The sequence below is a fragment of the Yimella sp. RIT 621 genome (genome assembly GCF_004146205.1).
Lineage (GTDB): Bacteria > Actinomycetota > Actinomycetes > Actinomycetales > Dermatophilaceae > Yimella > Yimella lutea.
Window position 1 is genome coordinate 1 of the sequence record NZ_SEIP01000010.1, and the last position, 15838, is coordinate 15838.

Annotated in this window: 15 protein-coding genes; 9 read left to right on the plus strand and 6 right to left on the minus strand. The window is 67.2% G+C overall.

Features of this window, described 5'->3' with window-relative positions; translation table 11 throughout:
• Positions 1-438: 438 nt before the first annotated feature.
• A complete protein-coding gene (locus tag EU513_RS10545) occupies positions 439-1080 on the plus strand; it encodes a Maf family nucleotide pyrophosphatase (protein ID WP_240796021.1) in 642 nt (213 codons plus the stop codon).
• Between the two features lie 110 nt (positions 1081-1190).
• Here the strand turns inward: EU513_RS10545 and EU513_RS10550 are convergent, their stop codons facing one another.
• A complete protein-coding gene (locus EU513_RS10550) occupies positions 1191-2255 on the minus strand; it encodes a YihY/virulence factor BrkB family protein (protein ID WP_129625862.1) in 1065 nt (354 codons plus the stop codon).
• A 125-nt stretch (positions 2256-2380) separates the two neighbouring features.
• On the opposite strand from EU513_RS10550, the gene EU513_RS10555 reads away from it, so the two are divergent.
• Positions 2381-3031 carry a hypothetical protein gene (locus EU513_RS10555; RefSeq protein ID WP_129625863.1) on the plus strand — a complete coding sequence of 217 codons (651 nt, stop codon included), beginning with the start codon at positions 2381-2383 and terminating at the stop codon, positions 3029-3031.
• Between the two features lie 54 nt (positions 3032-3085).
• Here EU513_RS10555 and EU513_RS10560 read toward each other — a convergent pair whose 3' ends face one another.
• Positions 3086-4636, minus strand: a complete 1551-nt coding sequence (locus EU513_RS10560) for an acyl-CoA carboxylase subunit beta (protein ID WP_129625864.1) — start codon at positions 4634-4636, stop codon at positions 3086-3088.
• Complete coding sequence (locus tag EU513_RS10565) at positions 4633-5814, minus strand: acyl-CoA dehydrogenase family protein (RefSeq protein WP_129625865.1); 1182 nt, start codon at positions 5812-5814, stop codon at positions 4633-4635. The genes EU513_RS10560 and EU513_RS10565 overlap by 4 nt, the downstream gene beginning before the upstream one ends.
• Positions 5815-5965: 151 nt before the next feature.
• Here EU513_RS10565 and EU513_RS10570 point away from each other — a divergent pair, with 151 nt between their 5' ends.
• The 3 genes from EU513_RS10570 to EU513_RS10580 are packed head-to-tail and all read left to right on the plus strand — an operon-like array spanning position 5966 to position 9580.
• Positions 5966-6823 (plus strand): MoxR family ATPase, encoded by an 858-nt coding sequence (locus EU513_RS10570; RefSeq protein ID WP_129625866.1) that lies wholly within the window; start codon positions 5966-5968, stop codon positions 6821-6823.
• Positions 6820-8190: a VWA domain-containing protein gene (locus EU513_RS10575; RefSeq protein ID WP_240796022.1), complete on the plus strand. Its 1371-nt coding sequence runs from the start codon at positions 6820-6822 to the stop codon at positions 8188-8190. Before EU513_RS10570 ends, EU513_RS10575 begins: the two co-directional genes overlap by 4 nt.
• A 52-nt stretch (positions 8191-8242) precedes the next feature.
• Positions 8243-9580 (plus strand): hypothetical protein, encoded by a 1338-nt coding sequence (locus EU513_RS10580; protein WP_129625867.1) that lies wholly within the window; start codon positions 8243-8245, stop codon positions 9578-9580.
• A 3-nt stretch (positions 9581-9583) separates the two neighbouring features.
• On the opposite strand, the gene EU513_RS10585 is transcribed toward EU513_RS10580, so the two are convergent.
• Both EU513_RS10585 and EU513_RS10590 read right to left on the minus strand, forming a co-directional pair.
• The gene (locus EU513_RS10585; protein ID WP_129625868.1) at positions 9584-10807 is read right to left on the minus strand and encodes a serine/threonine-protein kinase; all 1224 of its coding nucleotides are present in this window, start codon (positions 10805-10807) and stop codon (positions 9584-9586) included.
• A gap of 109 nt (positions 10808-10916) precedes the next feature.
• Positions 10917-11762, minus strand: a complete 846-nt coding sequence (locus tag EU513_RS10590; protein ID WP_129625869.1) for an aldo/keto reductase — start codon at positions 11760-11762, stop codon at positions 10917-10919.
• A gap of 94 nt (positions 11763-11856) precedes the next feature.
• Here EU513_RS10590 and EU513_RS10595 point away from each other — a divergent pair, with 94 nt between their 5' ends.
• Entirely contained in the window at positions 11857-13638 is a 1782-nt protein-coding gene (locus tag EU513_RS10595; protein WP_129625870.1) for a biotin carboxylase N-terminal domain-containing protein, read from the plus strand.
• A 79-nt stretch (positions 13639-13717) separates the two neighbouring features.
• Here the strand turns inward: EU513_RS10595 and EU513_RS15915 are convergent, their stop codons facing one another.
• Entirely contained in the window at positions 13718-14317 is a 600-nt protein-coding gene (locus EU513_RS15915; protein ID WP_168990237.1) for a TetR/AcrR family transcriptional regulator, read from the minus strand.
• Positions 14318-14389: 72 nt separating this feature from the next.
• On the opposite strand from EU513_RS15915, the gene EU513_RS10605 reads away from it, so the two are divergent.
• The 3 genes from EU513_RS10605 (at position 14390) to EU513_RS10615 (ending at position 15793) form a co-directional block, all read left to right on the plus strand.
• The gene (locus tag EU513_RS10605; RefSeq protein WP_129625871.1) at positions 14390-14593 is read left to right on the plus strand and encodes a hypothetical protein; all 204 of its coding nucleotides are present in this window, start codon (positions 14390-14392) and stop codon (positions 14591-14593) included.
• Positions 14590-15480, plus strand: a complete 891-nt coding sequence (locus EU513_RS10610) for an acetyl-CoA hydrolase/transferase C-terminal domain-containing protein (RefSeq protein WP_129625872.1) — start codon at positions 14590-14592, stop codon at positions 15478-15480. The genes EU513_RS10605 and EU513_RS10610 overlap by 4 nt, the downstream gene beginning before the upstream one ends.
• An 82-nt stretch (positions 15481-15562) precedes the next feature.
• Positions 15563-15793 carry a hypothetical protein gene (locus tag EU513_RS10615; protein ID WP_129625873.1) on the plus strand — a complete coding sequence of 77 codons (231 nt, stop codon included), beginning with the start codon at positions 15563-15565 and terminating at the stop codon, positions 15791-15793.
• Positions 15794-15838 lie beyond the last annotated feature (45 nt).

Here is a 15838-nt window from a genome sequence, read left to right on the forward strand (position 1 = left end):
GCGTCCGAGGGGTTTCGTCGTGGTGTTCGACATGCCTACATCGTACACCTGTTCGAATAGAGTTGGAATGGTGTGAACGGACGAATGTCGTTTGTGGACAACCGAATTGGTTACTCGCGGGTTGTGGAGAACGGGTGGTCGGGTGGCCGTGGATTGATGCCTTGGTTTCGGCGCGTACGCCCTCGTCCCTCGGGCGTTCGGCTCAACCAGCGGCGCCCTGTTGTGGAGAATGCGTGGTCGGGTGGCCGTGGATGGTGCCGTGGTTTCGACGCGTACGCCTTCCTTCGTCAGGGCGTTCGGCTCAACCAGCGGCGATGCGTGCGCCCTCGTCCCTCCGGGCGTTCGGCTCAACCAGCGGCGCTACGTACGCCTCGTGCCCCGGGCGTTCGGCTCAACCGGCGGTGCTCACGATCAAGGCCCGGACAGTACGGTGAGCGGGTGCGATTCGTCCTTGCTTCTGCCTCCCCTGCCCGCCTGGCAACCTTGCGCTCGGCCGGCGTCCAACCGGAAGTCCTCGTCTCCGACGTCGACGAGCCGGCGGCGACCGCCGAGGCCGAGAAGCGGTACGGCGCACTCGAACCCGCCGGTGTCGCGTTGATCCTCGCGCGTGCCAAATGCGAGGACGTTGCCGGTCGGGACGAAGCGGACGACGCGCTCGTGCTCGGCTGCGACAGCGTCCTGGAGTTCGAGGGGGCGGCCCACGGTAAGCCGTCCGACTCGAGCGATGCGATCGCCCGCTGGCAGCGGATGCGCGGCAAGTCGGGCATCCTGCACTCGGGCCACTGGCTGATCGACAACCGGGACGACGGCACGGGTGCCACCTTCGGTGTCACCGCGAGCACTGTCGTGCACTTCGCCGACATCGACGACGAGGAGATCGAGGCGTACGTCGCCACCGGCGAACCTCTGTACGTGGCAGGCGCATTCACCGTCGACGGACTCGGCGGTCCGTTCGTCACCAGCATCGAGGGCGATTACCACAACGTCGTCGGAGTCAGCCTGCCCGCTCTACGCGAACTGCTGCAGGAGATCGGCATCTCCTGGCACGAACTGCGCCCTGCACCAACAGAATCTGTGTGAGGTTCCACCCTTCGCGGGAGAACCTCACGCGGTCCACGGCTTCGTCGCGCCGCCCGCCGGAACGTGGACGACACCGAAGCTATGGACCCTCGGTCACAAAGTGAAGCTAGTCACCCGTCCAAGTTCCGATCGTCCCGCTGGCGGAACACCCGGGACGGCATCTCCTGGGTCTCGCCCTCGCGCAGTTGCTCTTCCTGGTCGGCTCGTCGGCGCTGCGCGCGTTTGACCTCGAAACTGACGTCGATCTCCTCGAAACCCTTGGCGCGCATCGATTTGGCCTGGCCGACGTAGGCCTTCTGGTCGCCCTCGGTGAGCTCGACGTCATCGGTGAACGGAGTGAGCAGCGCCCGCGGGTACAGATGCTTACGACGCACCACGTCGATCTCCAGGGACAACACGATCAGTGCGGCAGCCGCATAGATGAACGCGATCATGCCTAGCAGGAACGCGAAAATGCTGTTGATGGCAGACGCCTGCTTGATGACGGTGTTGACGTAGGTGGCTCCGTAGGTCTTCAGCGCCTCCCACCCGATCGCCGTGACCACCGCACCCACCCAGAGGTCAGCCAGACGCAACGAAGCGGCGGTGGCCATTTGGTAGGCGGCGAGGAACACTGCGGTCGACATCAGCACGCTGAGCAGGTGGATTGCGAGCGTCGCCGGTGTGCCCGAGATGTACCGCGTCACGAAGATCGAGGCTGCGGTGGTCAGCAGTAATCCGAAGCCGGCCGTGACCAGCAGGATGAACGAGCGGCCGCGCGCCGCAAACGGGTTGGGACGGCTGTTGCGCGGCACCTGCCAGACGACGTTCGCCGCGTACTGCAGAGCTTGTGCGGCGCCCAGTGCTCCATACAGCGCACCGAGCACACCGATGACCACGGCTCCCGTTCCGCCGTCCAGGGCTGCCGGTGCCTTGAGTTGGTCACCGATCACCGGGAACTCCCCCAATGCCGAGTTGAGCAGCGTGTCCTGCCACTCCGGTCGGCCACGCAGGATCCAACTGAGCACGGTCGAGGCGAGCAACAGCACGGGGAACAGGGAGATGAATGCGTAGTAGGTCAGCAAAGCCGCCAGGTAGGCGCCGAGATCGTCGAAGAACTTGTAACCGACCGCGATCGGGTAGCCCAACACCGGATAGCGGCGTTGGATCGCGTCGACCCGGTCGGAGAAGGACATGCTGGCAACCTATCCCGGGGACGCCACTGGCCTGCGCTGGGCGATCGGGTCGCGTAGCGTGTCCAACGAGTCGCACCAGGAGCGCGCTGCACCGCTCTCACCCCAGAAATGGTTTGGATTCCTCGATGCCTGATCTGCACGACCCCGACAAGACCGGGCCGGTCGACGACGACCGGCCCGGCATCATGGACTTCTTCGACTCCGATTCCGGTGATGACCAGGAGTACGCGGGCGAGCAGTACTACGCCGAGGACGACGACGCGCAGGGCGGCGGACGCTATTCCGCCGGCGGTGGCATCAGTCCGGCACTCGCCGCCGCTGCCGGCGTGCTGGCTCTGCTGCTCGCAGGATTCACCTGGTGGGCCGGGCGCGCGAGCGCGTCCGGGGACGGGGAAGCGTCCACCACCGTGACCCAGCCGGCGCAGACGGTGACGGTGAGCCCCTCCGGACCATCAGCCCCGACCTCCACGAGCGCCCCGTCGACCACCCGGCCGGGTGCCGCGCCGAATGCAACGACTGTGACCACGACGGTCGTGCAGCCGGGTGGCACCGTCACCCGTACCGTGCCGGCCCGCACCGTGACGCGGCCAGGTTCCGTGCGCACCGTGACCAGCAGTGCCGCCGCTACGACCGTCACCACGACGGCGACCGCTGCGCCTCAGGTGAGCACGGTGACCACGACGCAGACCGTCACCGCACCGGCGCCGCCACCACCCCCGCCGGCCAGCACCGTGACGGTCACCACGACGGTCGTCGTGCCCCCGGGGCAGAACTGACGCATACGTACGACGCCCCCGCTCGATCGAGCGGGGGCTTTCGTGCTTCGCCGGTCAGACCGGTGGGATCGAACGGCGCCGGGTGCTGAAGTGTCGGTCGCGGCCGGCCGCGTACCGCAACCGGTGCAGCAGTTCGGTGCGCAGCGAGGACGCCTCGACGACGCCGTCGATCACCAGATCCGCGGCCAGACGTTCGAGGTCGACGTCCTTGAGGTACTCCTCGCGGCGGGCTCGCACGAACGCCTCGCGCTCGGCCTCGTCCTCGATCGCAGCGATCTTGTTGGCGTAGACGGCGTTGACCGCGGCCTCCGGACCCATCACGGCGATGCGCGCGGTGGGAAGTGCGAGCGTGGCGTCAGGACCGAAGCCCGGGCCACCCATCGCGTACAGCCCTGCACCGTAAGCCTTTCGGATCACAACACAGAACTGCGGGACGGTCGCCGACGACACTGCGGACACCATCTTCGCGCCGTGCCGGATGATGCCACCCCGCTCGACCTCGGATCCGATCATGAAGCCGGGCACATCGGCCAGGTACAGGATCGGGATGTTGTAGGCGTCGCACATCCAGATGAATCGCGCGGCCTTGTCGGCGGAGTCGGTGAACAGCACGCCGCCTTTGACCGCCGAATTGTTGGCGAGGATGCCGACCGTGCGGCCCTCCATCCGACCGAACCCGACGACGAGCTCGGGGGCGAACAGCGGCTTGACCTCGAAGAAACTGTCGTCGTCGACCAGGCCGTCGATCACCTCGTGGACATCGAACGGCTGGCTCTCGACCTCCGGCACAGTGTCGTCGGTGAGCGGTTCGCTCGGCTCCTCCGGGTGGTACACCGGCCCCTCGGAGTGCCAGTTCAGCGGGAGGTAGGAGAAGAACAACTTCGCCAGTTCGATGGCCTCGGTGTCGTCCTGCGCGAGCAGGTCACCGACGCCGGACTGTGTGCAGTGCATCCGTGCGCCGCCCAGGTGTTCGAGTGAAACCTTCTCACCCACAACCATTTCGGCCATACGCGGCGAACCGAGGTACATCGAGGCGTTGCCCTCGACCATGATGATCAGGTCGGTGAAGGACGGGATGTATGCGCCACCGGCGGCCGACGGGCCGAACAGGCAGCAGATCTGCGGCACCTTTCCCGACAACGCGACCTGGTTGTGGAAGATGCGTCCGGCCCCGCGGCGCCCGGGGAACATCTCGACCTGGTCGGTGATGCGTGCACCGGCGGAGTCGACGAGCCAGAAGACCGGGAGATCCTCGCGCAGCGCCATCTCGGTGGCCCGGACGATCTTTTCCACGGTGCGCGAGCCCCACGACCCGGCCTTCACGGTGGGGTCGTTGGCGATGACGATCGCCGGACGCCCGTCCACCGTGCCGCGGCCGGTCACCACACCATCGGCGGGAAGACCGGTCGCCGTCGCGTTCGCATACCGCCCGTCCTCGACGAACGATCCTTCGTCGAAGAGCAGCGAGATGCGTTCTCGCACATAGAGTTTGTTCTGCGAGTCGAGCTTGGCCCGGGCTGCTTCCGAGGGCGCGTCGGACGCTTCGTACGCCGCCTTCAGCCGACCGCGGACATCCTCGACCCGTGCGTCCTTGGGGTGGGTCACGACGGCAGTCCCAGACCACGGGCGATCAGCATGCGCTGCACCTCGGAGGTGCCCTCACCGATCTCCAGGATCTTCGCGTCGCGGTAGAACCGCGCCACCGGGTACTCCTCCATGAAGCCGTTGCCACCGAAGATCTGCGTCGCGATGCGGGTCGCCGTCACGGCGGCCTCGGACGAGTAGAGCTTGGCGATGGACGCGGCCTGCTTGACCTCACCGAGGCTGCGACGTCCGGCCTCCATCTCGTCCTTCAGCCAGGCGGCCTTGTAGGTCAGCAGGCGCGACGCCTCGACCATCACGGCGAGATCGGCAACCTGGAACGAGACGCCCTGGTTGACGCCGATCGGACGGCCGAACGCGATGCGGGTCTTGGAGTATTCGGTGACCGCTTCCAGACACGCCTGGGCCAGGCCGACAGCGAGCGCCGAGATGGCGATGCGTCCATCGTCCAAGGTCTTCAGGAACTGCTTGAACCCGTGACCGCGTTCGCCGAGCAGGTTGTCTTCCGGCACCACGCAGTTCTCGAACGTGAGCCCGTGGGTGTCGGAGATGTGCCAGCCGAGCTTGTCGTACGGCGGCCCGACGGTGAATCCCGTTGTGCCCGAGGGGATCATGATCGCGCTGATCTCAGCCTTGCCGTCCGCGGTCTCACCGGTCCTGGCGGTGACGGTGACGACGGAGGTGCGGTCGGTGCCGGAGTTGGTGATGAAGGCCTTCGCACCGTTGACGGTCCATTGACCGTCGGCCAACGAGGCGCGCGTCTTGGTGGCGCCGGCGTCCGAACCTGCCTCGGGCTCGGTCAGGCCGAAGCCGGCGAGCGTCCTGCCGGTGACGAGGTCGGGCAGCCACTGCTGCTTCTGTTCCTGCGTGCCGTACGTGAGGATGGGGTTGATTCCCAGGCCGACTCCCGCCGACAGCGTGATGCCCATCGACTGGTCGACACGGCCGAGTTCCTCGATCGCCAGACAGAGGTAGGTGAAGCCGCCCTCGTCCAATCCGGCCCCGCCGAACTCCTCCGGCACCACGAGCCCGAACAGGCCCAGCTCGCCCATCTGCGGCACCAGCTCCGACGGAAAGTGGTGCTCGCGATCCCACTGCGCGACATGCGGCGCGATCTTGGCCTCGGCGAAGTCACGCACGAGGCGCCGGAAATCCTCGTGGTCCTTGGACAGCTCGAACATCGGGTGCGGCCTTTCACTTGTGGTGTGGGTCACGATTGCGCGGTGTCGTCAAGGTAACAGCGGTCCCTCGCCGCCTGCCCACCTGCCCGAGGGCTGCCGCCGACCGGACCAGTGCAACCGCAAGGGCGCGATACCCAGCAGGATGGGAGGCATGAGTGACACCTTCAGCAGCGTCGACGACTCCCGCGAGCGTCTGGCCGGCACCGGCTACCTGGCCTCGGACGCGATAGCGACCACCGTCTATCTCGCCGCTGCGCTCGGCCGTCCGATCCTCGTCGAGGGGCCCGCGGGCGTCGGCAAGACCGCGCTCGCGAAGGCCATGGCCACCGCGACGGGTCGTGACCTCGTCCGGCTGCAGTGTTACGAGGGCGTCGACGAAGCGCGTGCGCTGTATGAGTGGAACCACGCCAAGCAGTTGCTGCGCATCACCGCCGAGAAGGACGCCGATTGGGAGCACGTGCGCACGGACGTCTTCGGTGAGGAGTTCCTGCTGGAGCGGCCGCTGCTCAAGGCCGTGCGCAGCGACGCCCCCGTCGTGCTGCTGGTCGACGAACTCGACAAGGCCGACGAGGAGATGGAAGGCCTGCTGCTGGAGCTGCTCTCGGACTTCCAGGTGACAATTCCGGAACTCGGCACGATCGCAGCCCGCCATCACCCTCTGGTCGTCGTGACGAGCAACGCGACGCGTGAACTGTCCGAGGCCCTGCGCCGACGATGCCTGTTCCTGCACATCGACTACCCGAGCGCCGAGCTCGAACAACGGATCGTGGAACTGCATGCTCCCGGCATCAACGAGGCCACTCGTGACTCGCTGGTGCGCGTGGTGCGCGCGCTGCGAGAGGGCAATCTGCGCAAGCCGCCATCCGTCTCCGAGACCGTGGACTGGGCTCGCACCCTGCTCTCGCTCGGCGCCGACGAATTGGACGCAGAGTTCGTCGAGGCCACGCTGGGGGTGCTGCTCAAGCACCAGGACGACATCGAATCCGCCCGAACCGCACTGAAATTGTGAGCCTTCCGCGAAACCTCGTCGGCCTCGCCGAGGCGATGCGGACGCATGGTCTGCAGGTGGGTTCGACCGAGACGACGACCGCCGCACAGGCGATCGAGGTGCTCGGTCTGGACGACCGCCGCACACTGCGGGAGGCGCTCGCCGCGACGATGGTGCGCTCGGCCGACGGCCGCCCGGTCTTCGATCAGCTCTTCGACCTGTGGTTCCCGTCCGCCCCCGGCGCCCGCGCCACTGATCTCGCGGACGCCGACGTCGACGCCCTGCGCGAGGAGCTGACCCGGGCACTCGCCGACGCTGACGAGCGACGGATGGACGAGATCGCCGCGGCCACACTCGAACTGCTCGGCCGGGTCTCCCCCGACGACGAATCACGGGGCTGGTCATCGGCCCAGGCGGTCGACGCGCTCGCGCCGCAAAGGCTCATCGCGCCGGCCCAGGAACTGGGGCGCGGCAACGGGGACGAACAGGGCGAAGGGCAGGGGTCAGGTTCGGGCGGGTTCACCGACCGCATCGACCGCGATGAATTACGTTCTCGGGTCGCCGGATTCAAGCGGCGTGTGGAGTCGGAGGCGCGTCGACGGAATACCGCGGTGCGTCCGAAGGAGCGGATCGCGCGGTACGGCGTCGACGGGCCGGCCGACCAGCGCGACTTTCTCGCGATGTCCAGCAAGGACCTCGACGCCATGAAACGCGAGCTCGATCCGCTGGCCCGCAAGCTCGAAGCCAAGCTCAGCAGGAGGCGCCGGGCCCACCGGGGCGGCATCGACGTCCGGCGCACCCTGCGTACTGCGATGGCGACCGGCGGCGTCCCGCTCGACCCGGTGTACGAGCAACGCAAGCGGCACCGTCCGGACATTGTGCTGATCGCCGACATGTCGGGGTCCGTGGGCGGCTTCAGCGGGTTCACCATGCTGCTGATGCAGGCGATGCAGAACCAGTTCCGACACGTGAAGATGCTCGGTTTCGTCAGCAGCGCGGCCGACATCACGCACGTCGTGAAGGACGCGCCCCCGGGCGTCTCGCTCACCTCGTGGGCGTTGTCCCAGGCGGCTCTCACGGCGCGTGGACGCAGCAGCAGCTACGGCACCGCGTTCGCCGACGTCCTGGCCGAACACGGTGATGCTATCGGCCATCGCACCACCGTGCTCGTTCTCGGTGACGGACGCACGAACTACGCCGACCCCGGCGTGGACGCCCTGCGGGAGATCGGCCGGAAGTCACGAACCACGGTGTGGCTCAACCCGGAACGCAGTTCCTCCTGGGGCACCGGCGACTCCGCGGCCGATGTCTATGCACGGGTGATCACCATGCACGAGTGCCGCAATGTCGCGCAGTTGCGCCTGTTCGTCGAACGTCATCTGGTGTGAGATCCACGCGCCGGTCAACGGATCTCAGGCGTCCGCGGGTCATACTGTGCGCGTGCGTTTCCGGAAGTCTGCTGCCGCCGTTCTGACCAGTGCCGCCCTCGTCGCAACCGGCACTGCACCCGCGCATGCCGCGATCGAACCGCAGGCGTACGGCACGTCCGGCAAGCAGGTGACTCTCGCGACCGACAAGACCGGGGGCCCGGAACTCAAGGCGGGTCTCTACCAGGCCGAACTCCCCAACGACGGATCCCCGCGCACCTTCACGATCAACCGCAACCAGATGCGCACCTTCCTGGCGAGCGTGCTCACCGACGAACGCGAGGGCAAGGCGCTCAAGGCAACCGGTGAGCACAAGACCAAGGTGTCGATCCTCGACGCCAAGGGCGACGATTGCACCTCCGACACCGGCACGTTGAGCAAGGGCGCCGCGCTCACCTTCATCAACGTGAACGTCGGGGTGGACGACGACGAGGACCTGTCCCGCGGCAATTACCTGGGCGGCACCTGCCGCGAATCGACCAAGCTGTCGATATCGATCGAGCACACCGGCATTCCCGCGAACGGCAGGACGAAGGCCGAGATCCTGCTCACCGACGAGCCCAAGGGCACCGGCAGCGTCGGGTCACCCGCGACGGTCGCCCAGACAGCCACTTTGAAGGCACCGGACGGGACAGTCCGGGGCGAGGTCGCACCCGGAAAGGGTTTCGGCGACGCCGCGACCCTGGTTGCCGGCACGCATTCACTCAAACTCGGCGTCGGTACGCAAGCCTTCTACAAGGTCCGCCTCGACTGGGGACAGCGCCTGGCCGCCACCCTGCGCGTGCCCGGCAAGGACACCAACTTCGCCTCCCCGATCGCTGTCGAGGTCTCGACGAGGATCTGGACGCCCCAGCGGATCGCCCTGGACGCGAACCCGAAGGATTACCAGTACTCCGACTCCCTCTCGATGTCGGCCAACAGTTCCAAGGGCGCGACGATCGGCACCTACACCGCACCTGTGCTGTGGGCCAATCGGTCTGCGAAGTCGGAGTCGGGCAACGAGGTGCCGCAGGCCAGCCTGCAGTGGACGACCACGCCGGGCTGGTACTACGTGACGGTGTGGACCCGTCCGGCGTCCTTCTCATCCAGCGATGAGCCGATGCCCGACTCCGTGCCCCCGATCCCAGCCGACCTCAACATCGCTGTGGTGGGCGACGTCCAGCAGGGGCCGACCTTCGTGAACAAAGGCGGCGCAAAGCTTGCTCAGCCGGGCAAGGGCGAGATGAGCATCGGCCAGGGGGTGCAGACCGGGGCCCCGTTCCCGTGGGCGAAGGTCGCGCTCAGTGCGCTCGCCGTGTTGGCGGCAGCGATAGCAGTGTTGTGGGCCCTGCGTTCTCGGCGGCAGGCCTGAGCCTCAGCTCGTAGCGGTCCAGACGTACTTACCGTCCTGCTCCGAGCAGGTGCGCAGCACGCCGTTCTGGTCGCGTTCGGACGTGCCGACGTCCGACCAGATGCACTCGGCGCCGAGGCGGGCCTTGCCCGGCTCGTCCGTGGGCCCGTTGTCCTTGGGGACCCAGATCGCGGTCAGCGCCGCTGCGGCGACCAGGGGCGCACCGACGAGGACCGCAACGCGCTGAAGATTCTTGGCTCGTGCGGCACGATCGACCGCGCGGTGTGCACGATTCGTCGACTGCGCGGGCGCTGCGACATTGCCGGCCATCGGCATCGCCGCGGTCGGACGCCGCATGACGGTGTGATCGCCGCCGAGGGGCGCGGTGCTGCCGTCGATCGGTCGGAAATCACCGGCTGCTTCTCCGATGGGTGGCAGGTCGCTGCGGACGTCGATCGCCGACTGCTTCTCCCACGCCACCGGCTCGATGGCCCGGCGCGCTTCGGCCGCACTGGCCGGACGACGGTCGATGTCCGGGTCGGCAAGGCGAATCACTGTGTCCCACAAGGCATCCGGGACACCGTCCGGTCGCGGCGGCAGGTCGAGCGCGTCGGTGCGGACGTGTGCCCGCGGCTTGTGCCCGGTCAGCAACTGGATGCCCATCATGCCGACGGCGTACAAGTCGGACCTCGGGTCAGGGTCGTAGCCGCGCAGCTGCTCGGGGGCGAGATAGCCGGGGGTACCCATGACGATGCTGTGGCTGGTCAGACGGGGCGCGTCGACGGACACGGCCACGCCGAAATCGGTGAGCCACAGGTGCGGCTTGTCGGTGCCGGTCGCGGACAGCAGCATGTTGGCCGGCTTGATGTCGCGGTGCACGACGCCCTGCTCGTGGACGGCGGTCAACGCATCTAGCAACTGACGCAGCAACTCGGCCGCATACGGTGCGGGCAGCTTGCCGTGCCGGTGGGCCAGCCCCGAGACGGATCCACCTTCGACCAGCGGCATCGCGATGAGCACGCGGTCGTCGACACCGGCCCAGCTGAGCGGCGTCACCACATTGGGGTGGTGGATGCGCATACCCTGCTCGCGCATGAACCGCAGTAGCGAACCGGCGTCGGACTGGCGTAGCACCTTCGCTGCGACCACGGTGCCGTCGCGTAGGTCGTACGCGCGCCACACTCCCCCCATGCCGCCTTCGCCGATCATGTCGATCAGCTCATAGCGGCCCGCAATCACTTCTCCCACGAAGCAGAACCTTAGGCGAACCGCCGAGTGGCCGGGCTGTGAACCAGCGGCCGGGTCATACCCCGGCCACCGGTTCATAACCCGGCCACTCGGTGAGAAGAAGCAGAGATCAGGCGTTGAACTCCGCCGGATCCGGGCCGAGACGCTTGCCCGAATCGAGGGCTTCGATCGCATCCATCGCAGCCTTGGAGAGCTCGAAGTCGAAGACGTCCAGGTTCTCGGCGATGCGTTCCGGCGTCACCGACTTGGGGATCACGACATTGCCGAGCTGCAGGTGCCAGCGCAGGATGACCTGGGCGGGCGTCTTGCCGTACTGCGACGCGATATCGGTGATCGTGGCGTCGGCGAGGATGTCGCCGCCCTGACCGAGCGGGCTCCACGCCTCGGTGACGATGCCGAACTTGTCGTGGAACTCGCGCAACTGCTTCTGCTGGAAGTCCGGGTGCAGTTCGACCTGGTTGATCGCGGGATACTCGCCGACCGCGTCGTGCAGCTCCTGCAAGTGTTCGATGTTGAAGTTGCAGACACCGATCGCTCGCACCTTGCCCTGGTCGCGCAACTGCATCATCGCCTTGTACGTGTCGACAAAGGCTGCGTTGGACGGCACCGGCCAGTGGATGAGGTAGAGGTCGATCGGCCGGCCGAGGCGTTCCTGCGAGGCGTCGAACGCCGCGAGGGTCTTGTCGAAGCCCTGGTCGTCGTTCCACACCTTGGTGGCCAGGAAGACATCGGACGGCGCCAGTTCGCTGTCGGCGAGCGCGCGGCCGACGCCGGCCTCGTTGCCGTAGATGCGGGCGGTGTCGATGCTGCGGTAGCCAACGCGCAGGGCCTCGGCGACGGCCGGGGCGGCGGCGTCGTCCTCGACCTGCCAGACGCCGAAACCGAGCTGCGGCATCTCGACCGAGGTGTCGCCGGCGCGCAGGGAAATGTTGGGGATGGTGGGGTTACCAGTCATGCCCGGTGCAGCGATGCATCGCCTCCCGATATTTCCTACCATTCGGTTTTGCCCCTCGAATGTGGCCTCGCCCACATCCGGATAGGCTCAGGCCATGCCCGAACTGCGCAAGGTTCTCATCGCCAACCGTGGCGAGATCGCCGTCCGAATCGCCCGCGCCTGCAAGGACGCCGGCATCGAATCGGTCGCCGTCTACGCCGAGCCCGACCGTGACTCGCTGCACGTCAAGGTCGCCGACGAGGCATACGCCCTCGGCGGCTCGACACCGGCCGATTCCTACCTCGTGCAGGAGAAGTTGCTCGAGATCGCCGAGCAGTCGGGTGCCGACTCGGTGCACCCCGGCTACGGCTTCCTGGCCGAGAACGCCGACTTCGCGCAGAAGGTCATCGACGCCGGCCTGATCTGGATCGGTCCGGGCCCCGAGGCGATCGACAGCCTCGGCGACAAGGTGAAGGCGCGTCACATCGCACTGGCCGCCGACGCTCCGCTGGTGCCCGGCACCAAAGATCCAGTCGAGGGCCCGGACGAGGTCGTCGAGTTCGCCAAGGAACACGGTCTGCCGGTCGCGATCAAGGCGGCGTACGGCGGTGGCGGACGCGGGTTGAAGGTCGCCCGCACCATCGAGGAGATCCCCGAACTGTTCGACAGCGCGGTCCGCGAAGCGGTCACCGCGTTCGGTCGCGGCGAGTGCTTCGTCGAGCGCTTCCTCGATCACCCGCGCCACGTCGAGACCCAGTGCCTGGCCGACCAGCACGGCAACGTCGTGGTCGTCTCCACCCGCGACTGCTCGCTGCAGCGCCGCAACCAGAAGCTCGTCGAAGAGGCACCGGCTCCGTTCGTCACCGACGAGCAGCACGCCGAACTCGTCCGCGCGAGCAAGGAGATCCTGCGCAAGGCCGGTTACGTCGGCGCGGGCACCTGCGAGTTCCTGATCGGGCCGGAGGGCCACATCTCCTTCCTCGAGGTCAACACCCGCCTCCAGGTGGAGCACCCGGTCTCCGAGGAGGTCACCGGAATCGACCTGGTCCGCCAGCAGTTCCGGATCGCGGCCGGCGAGGCGCTCGACTTCGACGACCCCGAGCCGCACGCGCACTCCTTGGAGTTCCGCATCAACGGCGAGGACGCCGGCCGCAACTTCTTCCCCGCCCCCGGCACCATCACCAAGATGGTCGTGCCGAGCGGCCCCGGCGTGCGGTGGGACGCCGGCGTGGTCGAGGGCGACACTATCGCCGGCGCGTTCGACTCGATGATCGCCAAGCTGATCGTCACCGGCCGCACCCGCCAGGAAGCGCTCGAGCGGTCCCGCCGCGCGCTGGACGAACTCGTCATCGAGGGCATGCCGACGGTCGCGCCGTTCCACCGCGCGGTCGTCTGCGACCAGGCATTCGCACCGAACGACCCGGACGAGAAGTTCACGATCCACACCCGCTGGATCGAGACCGAGTTCGACAATCAGATCGAGCCCTTCGGCGGCGCCGCCGGCGAGGCTCCCGAGGCCGCACCGCGGCAGTCGCTGATGGTCGAGGTCGGTGGCAAGCGCATCGAGGTGTCGCTGCCCGGCGACCTGCAGCTCGGCGCTGGCGGCGGCGCAGCAGGCGGCCCGAAGAAGGCCCCGAAGCGCGGCCGGTCCAGCGGCGGCGGTCAGGCCGCGAGCGGCGACTCGGTCACCGCTCCGATGCAGGGCACGATCGTCAAGATCGCGGTCGAGGACGGTGCCACCGTCTCCAGCGGCGACACGATCGTCGTGCTCGAAGCGATGAAGATGGAGCAGCCGATCACCGCCCACAAGGACGGCGTCGTCTCGGGCCTCAAGGCCAACATCGGCGAGACCGTCAGTGCAGGCGCCGTGATCGCGCAGATCAAGGACGCCGAGTAACCACCTGCGCGACTCCGGTCGCTATGACGACCAGGTCTCTTGACTACGCCCGTAGTCAAGGGCCTGGTCGTTATTGCGCTCAGTCAGTCTCCAGGTCGGACATCGCCTTCACCAACAGCGAGACGGTGCTGGCGAGATAGGCCTCGCGTTCGTCCGCGGGCAGGCTCAGCGAACCGATCGCAACACCTTCAAGGGCCGCGACGACGGTCTGCGCGCGCTGGTGCGATGCGCCCTTGTGCTCACGTTCGACGACACTACCGACCAGGTCGACCAGCCCGCGCCGCCAGGCACGCATCGAATCCTGCAACGAGGGGGTGCGGACGGCTTCCAGGCTGAGCTCGCTGATCGTGAGCAACAGAGCCGGGTCGCGAACCCAGCCGAGCAGCAACTGCGTCGTGCCGTCGATCGCGCAGGTCGGGTCGTCCGTGCCCACCGGCAGTGAATCGGTGAGCTGCTGGACGTCGTGCATCAGACGTCCGGCGACGTGGTCGGTGAGAGCGGTGAGCAACGCCAGCCGGGTTCGGTAGTACACCGAGCAGCTGCCCTCGGGCAGGCCCGCGGCGCGGTCGAGTGCTCGGTGAGTCAGGCCACGCAATCCTGATTTGCCGACGACTCCGATCGCTGCGTCGAGCAGATGGGTCTGGCGGGCGACGGTTCCTTCAGGTCGTGGCGTGGTCACCGCAAGAGACTGTCACAATCGACGAGCCGACACCCGTCAGGGTGACCGGTCGAGACCGAGACGAGGTAGCCGATGTCCTGGGGCAACGTGATCCCACTTCTGTTGTTCACCGCTGTCATCGCGGCGGTGCTGTTCGTCGCCGTTCCCCGTGCCCGGCGCAACCGGCACAAGGTGTGGGAGGACGCCGGCCTGATGCCGCACCAGATCGACCACGAGGCACCGTCCGGCCGGACCGAAGACGCGGAGGCGGACGACCCCGGCCGGGACCGTCGATGAAGACCGTCACGACGACGCAACTGCGGTCGCGGCTGTCGATGCTCCAGGGACGCCCGAGGGTTGTCGTCAGCGGCAACCTGGCCACACCGTGGACGGCCGTCGAAGCCCTCGACCACGCGGTGCCGACCTACATCCTGAACATCCTCAACGGCGCCGAGGGGATCCCGACCCGCGAGGGCGTCATCGCCGAGACCTGCTTCGTCGGAGCCGGTCAGCGCCACCACCCGGCACTGTCCTACGTTCCCTGCCGCCTGTCGATGGTGCCGGACGCGACGCTGGCCGCACTGCGTGACCGTAAGGACCTGCGCGTCTGGACGGAGATGTTCTCCGACGGTGTCCTCGATCTGGAGGAACGCGGCGCCATGGACCACACCACGCCGATCATCACCTCGTTCGTCGCCGGTTCGCAGCGCTTGTACGACTGGCTGAACGGCAACCGTCGCGTGCTCATGCAGCGCACCGAGCGCACGAACGACCCGGCGCTCATCGCACGACAGCGCGCGATGGTCAGCATCAACACCGCGCTGCAGGTCGATCTGTTCGGCCAGGCCAACGCCTCCCGCATCAACGGACGTATCCATTCGGGGTTCGGCGGTCAGACCGACTTCATCGTCGGTGCGATGCACTCCACCGGCGGACACTCGTTCATCGCGCTGCGCTCCTGGCACCCCAAGGCGGACATGTCGACCGTCGTCCCCCGCCTCGCGGACACGACGACGAGCTTCCAGCAGAGTGCGATCGTGACCGAACAGGGCATCGCGTTCCTGCTCGGTAATGACGAGAAGCAGCAGGCGACCGAGATCATCGAGAAGGCAGCACACCCGGACGTTCGGGATGAATTGCGTTCCGTTGCAGCAGAATTCGGGCTGGATAACCCGACCTATTGACCGCCATGGCGAGTCCGCACCGCGCGTGACCGAGGTCACGCGCCGTTCGCTTCGACCTCGCTCACTACAGGTGTAGTGTTGTATGCAGATCGAGCACTACACCTGTAGAAAGGCAGTCGTCATCATGAACATGATCCCCGGCTTCTTCACCGGTTTCACCATCATCACCGCCATTGCGCTCGTCGCGATGATCGCCGTCCTGGGCACCTGGACGGTGCAGTTCTTCGCCCGCAACCGTCAGCAGCGCGTGGCCACCCGTCAGCCCCTGGTCCGCTACTACAGCAACCTCGGCCAGCACTCCTTCTCTCACTGATTCTCAGCTGACTCAACCACGGTAGGAACAACGAGAACCCAGCCA